Source organism: uncultured Acinetobacter sp. (assembly GCF_947624825.1).
In the GTDB taxonomy this organism is placed as follows: domain Bacteria; phylum Pseudomonadota; class Gammaproteobacteria; order Pseudomonadales; family Moraxellaceae; genus Acinetobacter.
The window spans coordinates 1-13643 of sequence record NZ_CANQLZ010000019.1 but is presented as its reverse complement, the minus strand read 5'-3'; the positions used below and the strand labels follow the sequence as shown (position 1 = coordinate 13643).

Here is a 13643-nt window from a genome sequence, read left to right as displayed (position 1 = left end):
CAATTTTTTAAAATAATTTCGAGTGATATTTGTTGAGTTCTATGTATTTTTAACGCATGCCTGCTTATACTGTGCAGCATCTTCGGAATATCTTTTTTGCACCGTACGATTGCTGATGTAGTCTTGTAATCTGATTGTGTACACATTTTTAGAGTAGTTTATGGCAGTTGCTAAAAAGTCTGTAAATATCAAAAACATACGTAACTTCTCCATCATCGCGCATATCGATCATGGTAAGTCAACCCTCGCTGACCGTTTTATTCAAACCTGTGGTGGTTTGCAAGACCGCGAAATGCAAGCGCAAGTTTTAGACTCTATGGAGCTTGAGCGCGAACGTGGGATTACCATTAAAGCCACTTCGGTTACCTTGTACTACACCCATCCTAATGGTGAAGAGTATCAGCTCAACTTTATTGACACCCCAGGACACGTAGACTTTTCTTATGAAGTATCACGTTCATTGGCAGCGTGTGAGGGTGCATTGTTGGTGGTTGATGCGGCACAAGGCGTTGAAGCACAATCGGTAGCCAACTGCTACACCGCAATTGAGCAAGGTCTTGAAGTTCTTCCAGTACTCAACAAAATTGACTTGCCACAAGCTGAACCTGAGCGTGTGATTCAAGAAATTGAAGACATTATTGGTGTTGAAGCGACTGAAGCTCCGACTTGTTCGGCAAAAACGGGTCTAGGTATTGAAGGTGTACTAGAAACACTGGTAAATGTTATTCCTGCACCTACGGGTGATCGCGAAGCGTCATTACAAGCGTTAATTATCGACTCTTGGTTTGATAACTACTTAGGCGTTGTGTCTTTAGTGCGTGTGAAACATGGTCGCGTGCGTAAGGGCGACAAGATGTTGATGAAATCAACAGGTCAAACGCACATCATTACCTCTGTGGGTGTGTTTAATCCAAAGCATACGGAAACTGACATCCTTGAAGCGGGTGAAGTGGGCTTCGTGATTGCGGGTATCAAAGACATCTTCGGTGCGCCAGTAGGTGATACGATCACACTTGCAAGCACGCCAGATGTTGAAATTTTACCGGGTTTCCAAAAAGTTAAACCACAGGTATATGCGGGTTTATTCCCAATCGATGCAAGTGATTTTGAACCGTTCCGTGAAGCGCTACAAAAATTGCAAATTAATGACTCAGCATTGTTCTTTGAACCTGAAAGTTCAGATGCCTTAGGTTTTGGTTTCCGTTGTGGCTTCTTAGGGATGCTGCACATGGAAATTGTACAAGAGCGTTTAGAGCGTGAGTACGATTTAGATCTGATTTCATCAGCACCGACGGTGATTTATGAAGCGGTGATGAAAAATGGCGACACCATTTACATCGACAGCCCATCAAAAATGCCAGATGGTTCAACCGTTGAAGATCTACGTGAGCCGATTGCTGAATGTAATATTTTAGTGCCGCAAGAATACTTAGGTAACGTAATGACCTTATGTGTTGAGCGCCGTGGTGTGCAAAAAGACATGAAGTTTGTCAGTAACCAAGTGGCAATCACTTTTGAAATTCCAATGGCAGAAGTGGTCATGGACTTCTTTGATAAATTGAAGTCATGTTCACGTGGTTTTGCATCACTTGATTATAACTTTGTGCGTTTTGAATCATCATCATTGGTCAAAGTTGATGTATTAATTAACGGCGACAAAGTCGATGCGTTAGCTATGATTTGTCATCGTCAAGATGCGCGTCATCGTGGTATTGCACTTGTAGAAAAAATGAAGGACTTAATTCCACGTCAAATGTTTGATGTGGCCATTCAAGCGGCGATTGGTGCACAAATTATTGCGCGTTCTACTGTAAAAGCCATGCGTAAAAACGTTTTAGCCAAATGTTATGGCGGTGACGTATCACGTAAGAAGAAACTTCTTTCGAAACAAAAAGAAGGTAAGAAACGTATGAAACAAGTGGGAAGTGTAGAAATTCCACAAGAAGCGTTCCTTGCTGTACTCAAAGTAGAACGTTAAGCGCACATAAGGGAGTCATATTGCTCATGGATTTTGATTTTAATTTAATCCTCGTTCCAGTCACATTACTGTTTATTGTGCTGTGGTTGCTCGATAAGTTTGTCTTTAAACAGCGCGAGCGAAAAGGTCGAGGCAATGAAAATTTTATCATTACTTGGGCATATGACTTTTGGCCAGTACTCGCTGTAGTACTGGTATTACGCTCTTTTTTGTATGAACCGTTTAATATCCCCTCAGATTCTATGGTACCGACCTTAGAAACCGGTGATTTTATTTTGGTGAATAAGTTTGAATATGGCGTGCGTTTACCCATTATCAATACTAAAATTATAGATGTAGGTGAACCTGAGCGCGGTGACGTTGCTGTATTTCGTTACCCACCACAACCCACCATCAGTTATATTAAACGTATTATTGGTCTACCCGGCGATCATATTGTTTATGATCGTGGGCAATTGAGCATTAATGGTGAGCAGGTTAAAAAAGTACCGTTTGAATTTAGTCGTGCCAAAGATATTCAAGACACACCAAATTCACTTTATTATAAAGAAACTTTAGGTACACAAACCTTTTTGATGCGTGAACTTGAAGGCGTCAATGTTGCACGTCAAGCACCATTTTTAAACCATATCAATCATGGTCAATATGCGTCAATGCAAGGCTTATATTGGGAAGTCAAAGTGCCTGAGGGTCATTACTTCACGATGGGGGACAATCGTGATCAAAGTGCTGACAGTCGTTTTTGGGGCTTTGTACCACAAGAAAACTTAACTGGTCGTGCGTTTTTCATTTGGATGCACAAAGAACCAGGCTTCAAACTGCCGTCATTTAGCCGTAACGGGAGTATTGATTAATACTTTAGGATAAAACTATGCGTCGCACACAACAAGGTACGTCTTATATCGGAATTTTATTAGTCATTATTGCCGCAGCTTTTATGGTTAAAGTGCTTGTGGCTATTTGGAGCCCATATTGGGATAACCATGTGATTAATACACAAATCGAAGAGCTTATGGTGATAGCACCTAATAATACCAGTCCAGCACAATTTAAAACAGATTTGGTAAGGCGTCTCACTATAAACAATATTCATAATGTAAAAGCTGATGATTTTGTTCGTGTGAGCAATGCCGATGGTTTACATGTCCAAACCAACTATGAAGTAAGAAAACCGTTCTTACTCAATATTGATTTAGTGTTAAAGTTCGAGAAAAGTTTTGATAAAAACTCAATCAAAAATTAATGATATGCGCTTGGCAAGCCGTATCGGTTATCAATTTCAACAGCCTGAATTGTTGCAATTGGCCCTGACACACCGATCGGTGAGCCATAAATACAACTATGAGCGTCTAGAGTTTTTAGGCGACGCATTGTTGGGCATGATTATTGCCAATTATTTGTATGAGACTTATCCAAATGAAAATGAAGGACGCTTAACCCGCATGCGGGCAACGTTGGTGCGCCAAGAAGCATTGGGTAAAATTGCCAATGATTTAAAGCTCAGTCAAAGCTTAATTTTAAGTACCGGTGAGCTAAAATCAGGTGGTCATCATCGCGAATCTATTTTAGCCGATACTGTCGAGGCAATTATTGGCGCTATTTATATCGATTGTAATGATCTCAATCAATTGCGCCCAATTGTGCTAAAATGGTACGTGCCTTATTTAAATGATCTTGAACCAACGGATCAACTCAAAGACCCAAAATCACGCTTACAAGAGTATCTACAAGCGCGTAAGAAACCTCTCCCAATTTACGACGTGATTGATATTCAAGGTGATGCACCCAATCAACATTTTAAAGTAAAATGTCAGGTGCAAGGTTTAAGCGCGATGGTGGGTGAGGGTGCGAGTCGTCGTTTTGCTGAGCAAGCAGTAGCGGCGGATATTTTGAAATTATTGGAGCAGTAATCTGCCATGACACATTCTTCCGATCACATCGATGCTGATCACGAGTCGCAAGACAGCAATGACTTAATCAGTCAATTTTTTAGCGAACAAGGTACAGACATTCCTTCGGATTACCGCAGCGGCTTTGTGGCAATTGTTGGTCGTCCAAACGTGGGTAAATCAACTTTAATGAACCATATTTTGGGTCAAAAGTTGTCGATTACGTCACGTAAGCCGCAAACCACACGTCACAAAATTGTGGGTATCGATTCGCGTGAAAAATCACAAGCGGTATTTGTGGATACCCCAGGGATGCACAAAAAAGAAGTACGTGCCATCAATAAAATGATGAACCGTGCAGCGCATTCAGCATTGCGTGATGTTAATTTAGTCTTGTTTGTATTAGATGCTGATAAGTGGACACAAAACGACGACCTCGTTTTAGAAAAGCTAAAAAATGCTGAAATGCCGGTGATTTTAGTGATCAATAAAATTGACACACTAGAAAATAAAAACCATGCATTACCTTTGATTCAAGAGCGTGCAAAGCTGATGAATTTTGCTGAAATCGTACCGGTTTCTGCATTACGTGGTGCCAATTTGGATCACTTACGTGACACGATTGCCAAATACTTGCCGTTCCAACCGCCACTGTATTCGTTAGATCAGTTAACCGATCGTTCAGAACGTTTCTTAGCTTCTGAAATTATTCGTGAAAAGATCATGCGTCAGTTAGGTGAAGAACTGCCATACGATTTAACGGTACAAATTGAATCATTTAAAACCGAAGAAGCGACTTTAAATGAAAAAACCGGTCGTATGAAAGCACCATGTACCTATATTGATGCGACAATTTTTGTCGATCGCGCAGGCCAAAAAGCCATTGTGATTGGCGAAAAAGGCACCAAGCTGAAGAAAATCGGTATGGATGCTCGTGTGGATATGGAAAAAATGTTTGAGCAAAAAATCATGCTGACGCTTTGGGTGAAAGTCAAAGGCGGTTGGTCAGATGACGAACGTGCTTTAAAGAGCTTAGGGTATAGCGATATCTAAACTTTAAATCAGGAGCAGTGATGTTACGCGTACTCTGTATTGTGTTAGCCATGGCTTTACTTCAAGGCTGTATTCATAAAGTCGTCACTGTTCCTGTTAAAGTCGCTTATAAGACCACCAAGGGTGTTGTCAAAGGTACAGCGGCCGTGGTGGGTGCTGTGATTCCCGATGGGGATGACGAAGAACAGTCAAATAAGAAGCGAGATTAATGCGCAATCAAGCACTGCATGGTTATTTAATTCATCACCGTAAATACCGTGAGCGCAGTCATATTGTGCATTTATTTACCCAAGAATATGGTCGTATCGACGGGGTATTGCGCCAAATTCCGCCACCTCAATATCAACCCATTGGTTTACAGGCCTCTGGTAAATCTGAACTTAAAAATTTTTCTAAACTTGAAATTATTCAGCAACCAATCTTCTTTTTTGGTGATGCCTTTTTTGCCGGCTTTTATCTGAATGAACTTTTGTTAAGGCTGTGTCCGCTTGAAGAACCCATGCCCCAAACCTTTGTGCAATATGGCTTAACTTTAAATGCCTTACAACATTTAGCCGATATTGCTCATCCCTCTGAATATTTAAAACAAATTTTACGCCAATTTGAGCATGTATTATTACAAGAGCTCGGTTATGGCATAGATTTTAGCGTCGATGCCAAAGGCGAGGCACTTGATCCGGCTGCACATTATATTTTTCAGTTAAACGATGGATTTTTGCTAACTACCACCACACATAACAGCTTTTTAGGTCAGCAGTTGTTGGCGCTGAGTGATTATGAAAAGGGTAGGGATTTTCATCCACAGCAGTTACAATTGGTGTCGAAATTGTATCGACAAATCTTAAGTGCCTTACTTGGCGACCGACCATTAAAGAGTCGTCAATTATGGATTCAAAATACGCAAACGCAGGATAGATAGGAACAGATTATGGCTGCATTATTGGGTGTTAACATTGACCATGTCGCAACTTTACGCCAAGCGCGTGGTACGACGTATCCCGATCCAGTCAATGCTGCATTGATGTGTGAACAAGCAGGTGCTGAAGGTATTACTTTGCATTTGCGTGAAGATCGTCGTCATATTCAAGATGATGACGTGCGTCGTATGCGCCCATTGCTAAAAACGCATATGAACCTTGAGCTTGCTGTCACCGATGAAATGGTGGCTTTTGCCAAAGAAATTTTGCCGCAACACGTCTGCTTTGTGCCAGAAAAACGCCAAGAAATTACCACAGAAGGTGGTTTGGATGTGGTGGGTCATTTTGCAGAGGTGAAAAAAGCCACGCAAGAATTAGTGGCTTTAGGTTGCGACGTTTCGTTATTTATTGATGCCGATGTTGCCCAAATTGACGCAGCTGTAGCCTGTGGTGCACAAACCATTGAAATTCATACAGGCGCGTATGCCGATGCCTCAACCCCAGAAGCGCAACAAGCCGAGCTTGAACGTATCATTCAAGGCGCTCAATATGCAGCTGCTAAAGGTTTGGTGGTGAATGCAGGTCATGGTTTACATTTAGACAACGTGACGCCAATTGCGGCAATTCCAGAAATTCATGAACTCAATATTGGTCACTCAATTATTGCAGATGCCGTGTTTGTCGGTTTGCCGCAAGCGGTACAGCAAATGAAAGCTGCCATTAAAGCTGCACGATAAGAGGCTGTTATGGATTACGATGCACTGATGAAGCCAGTGATTGGCTTTTTAGGTTGTGAAACACCAACCGCTTGGTTGGATAAAGCATGTGATCATTTGGATATCTTAATGCAAGATCATGCCAACTGTGAGAAAAAAGCGGCCAGTACTGCCATGAATCTGATGTTCCGTTATAACTTTTTCTCAGATCTACAGGTGCGTTTAGCCCAGTTGGTACGTGAAGAAATGCTGCATTATGAGCAAGTTTTAGAACTGATGAAAAAACGTGGTCAAGAATGGCAAGCTTTAAGTGCCGGACGTTATGCAGGGGCATTACGTAAAGAAGTGCGTACCTATGAACCTGAAGCTTTAATTGATATCTTAGTGATTGGTGCTTTTGTAGAAGCACGCTCATGCGAGCGTTTTTATGCACTTGCACCGCGTGTAGATGAGGAATTAGGACGTTATTATCGTTACTTGCTGAAATCTGAATCGCGACATTATGAAGATTATTTAACTTTGGCAGTTGATGTGGCCAAAACCTATAAGTTAAAAAATCCGCAAGAAACCATTCAAGATCGCATTGATCATATTCGTGAAGTGGAAAAAAATCTGATTTTAAGCCCAGATGATTTGTTCCGTTTCCATAGTGGTGTGCCAAGCGAAGCCGCTTAAATGAAATCCCTCCTTGCGAGGGATTTTTATTGCAAATAAGAATTATTTGCATAAAAATCTTGAGCAGCGTAGCATTATGATACAGATCAATGATTTAATTATTCTATGAAAATTCTATCCGCATCAATCTTGGCTCTTGTTATGGGTTTAAGTGCAAGTACACATGCACATCATCCTTTTGTGGCACCGCTGAGTTATCAAACTTTTAACAATCATACTGCACTACTTGCAGGCTTTTATGACAATCCATTTGTATCAGAAGTTGCCATCAAAAACTTTAAGTTTCACTACCATAATCCACAAGGTAAAAAAACCTATTTGGAAGATTCAGCATTTGCTCAAACTCAAACCCTCAGCAGCTTTAGCCTTGAAAATAAAATAGATGGCACCTATCGTATCCGTGGTGAAAAGCAAGCTTCAAGTAGCCGTTTTGTATTAGATGGTAAAACTTGGAAGCCAATTATTGCTGCTCAGTTTGACCCTGCAAAAGCCAATGACAAGGTGTTTTATGCACAACACTTAAACAAAAATAGCCAAGTGAAAACACTACAAACACTTGAGATCATTGAAACTTTTGTATCACGTCGTGCAACCTCCAAGCATGTGATTCATCATATACATGATGGTTTTGACCTACAGTTTGTCACGCATCCCAATGCAATTAAAACAGCACAGGCAATACAATTTAATATCTTAGATCATAAAAAAGGTGTTGCTGAAGTTGAAGCACATATTTTGGCGCAAACCACAGATTTTAGCCGTGAGCAAAAGGTGCTTAAAACTGTGAAATCAAATGCCAAAGGTGAACTACATTTTAAATTAGAGCAAGCAGGGCAATATTTACTTAGCATTGATTATCAGCAGCCTTTTAGCCAAACAGGTGATCAGCTTAAACGTTATAAATACACCCTTGCGTTTAATGTGACGCCATAAAGTTTAAACCTGCTACGGCAGGTTTTTTTATGGCTGATGGTAGTCAATTAAATAGCGAGTATCAGGATGATAATACCCAAAAATCTGTGTGGGTTTAATGTGATGAGTTGTGTGAATACTCAGATCATGTGGGAAGTCTTCATCTGTTTGCTGACGTTGTACGATGCACATGAAATCAAGCAGTAAACTATCAAAGTTAGTCATGTGCTCGATAGGAACATGAGCATTAAAAATTGTAGCGATACCGTGGTTTTTTAAGTAATTTTGATAGCTACATGAGTAAGGCTTAATCTCATTTGCTAGCATATGTAGATATTCACTTCCATACAGTAAATAGCCAGTACTTGTTTCGAGTAACTCTTGTTCTCTGATCTGTAAATAAATACGATTTTCCCTATAGGGTAGATGTTCTTTGCACCTATCAATAGATGAATTTAATTGCTCAAGCGTAGGTTGATTTAAGCCTGTGTAATTTTGAAAAATCTCAATAAATTTTTGATTGTATTGCTCACTCTTGAGCGGTATAAGTCCTTGTGTATAGACGCTGTCAATAGATGATATTTTTGACAAAATAAACGTTTTATATGTGTGCAATAGTCATCTGAACAATCGACAAGATTACCCAAATAGTAAGATAAATTCTCAAGACAATCTTTTGCATGATATCGTTAAGAAAATCTACCCAAGTCTTTGGGTTTGAATATTGCCAAACATTTTGAGGTAAGTTAGCACGAAGTAAAGGGTCTGAAGAGATTAAGTTTGTACGCATTAATTTTTAATGCTAATTATAAAGATAAAGTCAGATCTATAGGCATAAAAAAAGCCCAAGTCTTAAATGCTTGGGCTTTTTAAAATTTGGCTCTCCAACCTGGGCTCGAACCAGGGACCTGCGGATTAACAGTCCGTCGCTCTACCGACTGAGCTATTGGAGAATCTGAAAGCGATTATAGAGTGTTTTTTTTAACGGTCAAGTCATAAATTCAAAAAACTCAAGAAATATAACTTGAATGTTGTATCTTTAAGCACATATACAATTTTTTAAAACCAAGACTTGTCAAAGCTAGATATGCTTGCTAGGCTAAAAATATCAAAAGCGTTTAGGTTTTCCCTAAACAGTGTGGATTTAAACCCAACTTGCCAGCACTCAAATGGCTAAATCGGAGACAAGCGTATGCAAACGCTCACTATTGCTCAAATTTTTTCTCAAATTGATCTTTATCAAGCGCAATACCTTGATATTTTACAAGACCCTCGTCAATATTCAATTTTGGTTGAAGATGCCACTTTAAGTATATGGCCATGTCAGCCAGCTCAATTGTGTTTAGGGGAATTATTGCAACTGTGGTTTGGCAATAAATGGACCTTACATTCACAGACACAATTGTTTGATGCAGAGCCGGTGTTAAAACGTCATCTGCCGCAATCTGTAGATTTATATCTTTATCACATAAGCGGTAATTTACTGACTGGGTATGCTAAAGCGCAAGCTTGGTCGGTGAGTCAACAGCAGTCTGTTTGTGTAACGCTCGATGCAGCTTGGCAATATTACAGTGTGTACAAGAGTTTAAATACAGCGCAAGCTGCCTAACAGATGTACTTTACAAAGGCTGTTGAGTTGATTATGTTGAGTGCAATAACAACAATAGATCAGCCACATGAGCATCACTTTAACTCAAAAATATATTGCCACCTCTTTGGGACAGCTGTTTAGCCAAGCTTGGCAGGTTAAATCTTGTGACAAAGCCCCGATTATTTTGCTGCATGATTCTTTAGGGTGCGTTGAGTTGTGGCGCGACTTTCCAAACCAATTGGCACACATAACGCAAAGAACTGTGATTGCGTATGATCGTTTAGGTTTTGGAAAATCAAATTTACATCCTGCTCAGCTAGATGCAGATTTTGTGGTAAGTGAGGCCACTGAAAATTTTAAAGCCTTGCTTGTAGCCTATGAGCTAGATGATTTTGTGGTAATGGGGCATAGCGTAGGTGGTGGGATGGCAGTGGCGTGTGCTGCGGTTTATCCTCAGCAATGTGTTGCGTTAATCACAGAAGCTGCACAAGCATTTAATGACGATAAAATTAGGCGAGAGATTCAAGCGGCGGGGCAGCTTTTTCAAGACCCACAGCAATTGGCACGTTTGGCCAAATATCACGGTGAAAAAGCTCAATGGGTGTTAGGTGCTTGGGTGAACACTTGGCTAAGCCCAAAATTTGAGCATTGGCATATCGATCAGCAGGCAGCTTTGGTGCAAGCGCCAAGCTTGATTTTGCATGGTGAGTTGGATGAATATGGTTCGCTTGCCCAGCCTGAACGTTTTAAAGCCAATTTGGCTGATTTAGCCCAAGTCCATATCATTCAAGGTGGACATCATATCTTACATAAACAGCAGCCTCATCTTGTGTTAAAAATCATTCAAGATTTTTTAGCACGTGTGGCTTAACTTGCAGCATAGATCTTGAGTTATAGCATCAGTTGAAGGTTCAAGCTTAATTGCGTGACATGTAAGTCTTATCAAAGCTGTCAAACTGACTTAATACTTTTAAGCCAATGCGCTCGCCCATGGCAGAGGATGCGTGTTGATGATCTTCACTGACATCTAAAATATCTAAATCTAGGCATAAAATACGTGGGCTTTGTATCACAATAAATTGCGGTGAATGCGGTTGAAGGCATTTGGCAATATAATGCTTCAGGTTGTGCTTGTGATACACATCAATCACTTGATAACGCATAGTTGACCCAGTCTAGCAATAAGATGAGGGCTATTCTAGGCGCATGTCATGTGCATGAATAGCAAAAATACGTTGCAAGATATGTAGGCTTGGTAAAGTTAAGTACAAGTTTCTTAAAAATTAACTCAAAAAATGAGCATTTGACATTACAAGGCACGATGTTTTACATGTGTATAGGCATAAAAAAACCCGCATTAAATGCGGGTTTTTTTATTTGACTAAGTTAATCAAATTATTTTTCAGCAGCAATGGATGCAATTGCGGCATCTACGCCTTCAATTGAATCTGCAGCTTTTTTGATACGTGCAAGCGCGTCAACCAATACTTCGTCAGCAGTTGCATAAGAAATACGCATGAAGCCGCCTAAACCGAATGCATCACCCGGAACAACCGCAACACCTGTTTCTTCTAATAACCACTCAGAGAATTCTGTGCAAGATTTTAAACCTTTAGCACGAATTAACGGACGGATATTTGCATATGCATAGAATGCACCATCAGCAGGTAAGCAAGAAATACCGTTGATGTCGTTTAAGCCGTTTACCACTAAATCGTGACGACGTTTGAACGCTTCAATCATTGGCTCAAGTACGTCTTGAGGACCATTCAATGCAGCTTCAGCAGCAACTTGCGAAATTGAAGTTGGGTTTGAAGTTGATTGAGATTGGATTTTTTTCATCGCACCGATCAGTTTTGCAGGACCCGCTGCATAACCAATACGCCAGCCTGTCATTGCATAGGCTTTAGACACACCGTTTAAAACGATAACGCGGTCGTAAAGGTCAGGCGCTACAGTTGCGATGTTGTAGAATTCGTCGTCCCAACGGATTGGTTCGTACATATCATCAGAAGCCACATAAACTTCTGGGTATTTACGAAGAACCTCAGCTAACGCTTCTAATTCTTCTTTGGTGTAAATCATACCTGTTGGGTTAGATGGGCTGTTTAACACCACTAAACGTGTTTTGTCAGTAATTGCCGCTTCTAATTGCGCAGGAGTAATTTTAAAACGTTGCTCTTCACCACATTTTACAATAACAGGTGTACCTTCAGCGATAATCACCATATCTGGGTAGCTTACCCAGTAAGGTGCAGGAATAATGACTTCATCGCCTTTATTTAACAAAGCCAGTGCTAAGTTAAAGAACGATTGTTTACCACCGCAAGACACTAAAATTTGGTTTGCTGCATATTCTAAGTTGTTGTCACGCTTGAATTTAGCAATGATTGCTTTTTTAAGGCCTGGCGTACCGTCAACAGCTGTATACTTTGTAAAACCATTGTTAATCGCTGCAATTGCTGCATCTTTGATGTGTTGTGGTGTGTCGAAATCAGGTTCGCCTGCACCTAAACCAATCACGTTTTTACCCGCAGCTTTAAGTTCTGCGGCCTTGTTGGTCACAGCAAGAGTAGGGGACGGTTTGATGCTATTTACACGATCAGAGAGACGTACGTCCACGGCAATATTCCTTCTTATAGGGATTAAAAAATAAAAAGCATATTATCTTAGCCCAAAAATAGGGCATGTGCTGCAAAAAAAGTAAAAAAATGAAATTTAATTCGATAGATTGAGCTTTTTTTCTGAAAAAGTTTAACGTTCTCGCATCAAAGGCAAAAAAACCTTAAAATGGCGCTCAATTTGATACGAGTTGTCGTCATGACTAAACAAGCGAATGCAAAAAAGCCGTTGGTAAGTCTCCCATTCCCAACACAAACTGCTGAAGAGAAAGCCCAAATGGATGCGCTACACAATCAAGTGCGCCCAAAACCTGAACAGTATGCCGATCGTACTTGGATGCCACCGCGTGGTACACGTCGTTCGATGGGTAAACGTTAAAAAAAGCGCTCAACAGAGCGCTTTTTTTTCATCAGCGTTTGGCTTTATGTGCAGCTTTGGGCGGGGCAATCTCACGTTTGCCATGCCAGACGTCGGCAAAATCTTGCTCATTGATGGCATATAATTCAAGTAAAGCCAAGATCACCCCACCAAACAGCATCGGTGCTTCAGTTTTACGGTCAAAATCAAATACCTTGCCGTTTAAATTATGCAAGATATCGGCAATTTCAAAGACGCGATCACGACCATTACTGTCGGTTGGATACATTTGCGTGTGTAAAATAATCCGTGCTAGGCTTTTTTCATTTTCACTTAATGCCAAGACTTCAATTAAGGCATCGCTATTATCAGAAAAAATAATTTCATCACGGAACATGGTGTGTAAAAAGTGTTGGCTGAGCTTAGGTAACGCTTTTTCTACAAATGGACGGAACGATGCAGGGAAAATTACATTACGTGAAATGCCTTTAAACATTGGGGCAATTTCTTCAACCGTGTAGCCGGCAATCCCACAACCTACGGCGGTGAGAAAATATTTATTCTTGGTATGATTCTTGGTATAAATTTTAAAATCATCAACATAATGCTGAATCTGTGACAAGGGCATTTGTTGTAAATGTTCATTCATAGTGGGAATGGCAAAACTTTGCCCCGACCAGCCGCGCCCTACACCCAGCAAAGCGCCAAAATGCGCTAAAGCAGTGGCTGCGGCACCGCCGTGATGTTTGCCAGCTAAGTTACTGCCAAATACAAACACAGTATCTTCAGGCAAAGTTTTCACAATACTTTCATCGTGATATTGGTAAGTCATGGTGATGTACTTAGTATTAGAATTAGATTAACACTCATGGTGCAGTTGCCAAGTCTATTGGTCAAGTGATGATGGTTATTTTTTATTGCAAATTGCAATCA

The 13643-nt window shown here is 40.5% G+C and carries 17 protein-coding genes and 1 tRNA gene; 13 read left to right on the top strand and 5 right to left on the bottom strand.

The features are described 5' to 3' along the window. Nucleotides 1-160 precede the first annotated feature (160 nt). The 10 genes from lepA to Q0017_RS06055 all read left to right on the top strand — a co-directional run bounded on the left by lepA (nt 161) and on the right by Q0017_RS06055 (nt 8161). Nucleotides 161-1978: a translation elongation factor 4 gene (gene lepA / locus Q0017_RS06100; protein ID WP_298144078.1), complete on the top strand. Its 1818-nt coding sequence runs from the start codon at nt 161-163 to the stop codon at nt 1976-1978. A gap of 26 nt (nt 1979-2004) precedes the next feature. Then, a complete protein-coding gene (gene lepB / locus Q0017_RS06095; protein ID WP_298144075.1) occupies nt 2005-2832 on the top strand; it encodes a signal peptidase I in 828 nt (275 codons plus the stop codon). 17 nt (nt 2833-2849) lie between these two features. Continuing rightward, nucleotides 2850-3221, top strand: a complete 372-nt coding sequence (locus tag Q0017_RS06090) for a DUF4845 domain-containing protein (RefSeq protein WP_298144072.1) — start codon at nt 2850-2852, stop codon at nt 3219-3221. Beyond that, nucleotides 3196-3888 (top strand): ribonuclease III, encoded by a 693-nt coding sequence (gene rnc, locus Q0017_RS06085; RefSeq protein ID WP_298144069.1) that lies wholly within the window; start codon nt 3196-3198, stop codon nt 3886-3888. The genes Q0017_RS06090 and rnc overlap by 26 nt, the downstream gene beginning before the upstream one ends. A gap of 6 nt (nt 3889-3894) precedes the next feature. Then, nucleotides 3895-4920: a GTPase Era gene (gene era, locus Q0017_RS06080; protein WP_298144066.1), complete on the top strand. Its 1026-nt coding sequence runs from the start codon at nt 3895-3897 to the stop codon at nt 4918-4920. A 20-nt stretch (nt 4921-4940) separates the two neighbouring features. After that, a complete protein-coding gene (locus Q0017_RS06075; RefSeq protein ID WP_298144063.1) occupies nt 4941-5129 on the top strand; it encodes an NF038104 family lipoprotein in 189 nt (62 codons plus the stop codon). After that, nucleotides 5129-5839, top strand: coding sequence for a DNA repair protein RecO (locus Q0017_RS06070; RefSeq protein ID WP_298144060.1), 711 nt, complete (start codon nt 5129-5131; stop codon nt 5837-5839). The genes Q0017_RS06075 and Q0017_RS06070 overlap by 1 nt, the downstream gene beginning before the upstream one ends. A gap of 9 nt (nt 5840-5848) precedes the next feature. After that, nucleotides 5849-6574, top strand: coding sequence for a pyridoxine 5'-phosphate synthase (gene pdxJ / locus Q0017_RS06065; RefSeq protein WP_298144057.1), 726 nt, complete (start codon nt 5849-5851; stop codon nt 6572-6574). A gap of 9 nt (nt 6575-6583) precedes the next feature. Beyond that, nucleotides 6584-7228: a tRNA-(ms[2]io[6]A)-hydroxylase gene (locus Q0017_RS06060; protein ID WP_297426232.1), complete on the top strand. Its 645-nt coding sequence runs from the start codon at nt 6584-6586 to the stop codon at nt 7226-7228. Between the two features lie 105 nt (nt 7229-7333). After that, complete coding sequence (locus tag Q0017_RS06055) at nt 7334-8161, top strand: DUF4198 domain-containing protein (protein ID WP_298144054.1); 828 nt, start codon at nt 7334-7336, stop codon at nt 8159-8161. A 27-nt stretch (nt 8162-8188) separates the two neighbouring features. Here Q0017_RS06055 and Q0017_RS06050 read toward each other — a convergent pair whose 3' ends face one another. Next, nucleotides 8189-8755: a hypothetical protein gene (locus tag Q0017_RS06050; RefSeq protein WP_298144051.1), complete on the bottom strand. Its 567-nt coding sequence runs from the start codon at nt 8753-8755 to the stop codon at nt 8189-8191. A gap of 262 nt (nt 8756-9017) precedes the next feature. Then, nucleotides 9018-9093, bottom strand: a tRNA-Asn gene (locus Q0017_RS06045). A 239-nt stretch (nt 9094-9332) separates the two neighbouring features. On the opposite strand from Q0017_RS06045, the gene Q0017_RS06040 reads away from it, so the two are divergent. After that, the gene (locus Q0017_RS06040) at nt 9333-9749 is read left to right on the top strand and encodes a hypothetical protein (RefSeq protein WP_298144049.1); all 417 of its coding nucleotides are present in this window, start codon (nt 9333-9335) and stop codon (nt 9747-9749) included. 67 nt (nt 9750-9816) lie between these two features. After that, a complete protein-coding gene (locus Q0017_RS06035) occupies nt 9817-10602 on the top strand; it encodes an alpha/beta hydrolase (RefSeq protein ID WP_298144045.1) in 786 nt (261 codons plus the stop codon). Nucleotides 10603-10648: 46 nt separating this feature from the next. Here Q0017_RS06035 and Q0017_RS06030 read toward each other — a convergent pair whose 3' ends face one another. Next, complete coding sequence (locus tag Q0017_RS06030) at nt 10649-10894, bottom strand: hypothetical protein (protein WP_298144042.1); 246 nt, start codon at nt 10892-10894, stop codon at nt 10649-10651. A 232-nt stretch (nt 10895-11126) separates the two neighbouring features. After that, nucleotides 11127-12353, bottom strand: coding sequence for a pyridoxal phosphate-dependent aminotransferase (locus Q0017_RS06025; protein ID WP_298144039.1), 1227 nt, complete (start codon nt 12351-12353; stop codon nt 11127-11129). A 168-nt stretch (nt 12354-12521) separates the two neighbouring features. Between Q0017_RS06025 and Q0017_RS06020 the strand changes: the two genes are divergently transcribed. Continuing rightward, nucleotides 12522-12731, top strand: coding sequence for a hypothetical protein (locus tag Q0017_RS06020; protein WP_298144034.1), 210 nt, complete (start codon nt 12522-12524; stop codon nt 12729-12731). A gap of 31 nt (nt 12732-12762) precedes the next feature. Here the strand turns inward: Q0017_RS06020 and Q0017_RS06015 are convergent, their stop codons facing one another. Further along, nucleotides 12763-13542 carry a hypothetical protein gene (locus Q0017_RS06015; RefSeq protein ID WP_298144031.1) on the bottom strand — a complete coding sequence of 260 codons (780 nt, stop codon included), beginning with the start codon at nt 13540-13542 and terminating at the stop codon, nt 12763-12765. Nucleotides 13543-13643 lie beyond the last annotated feature (101 nt).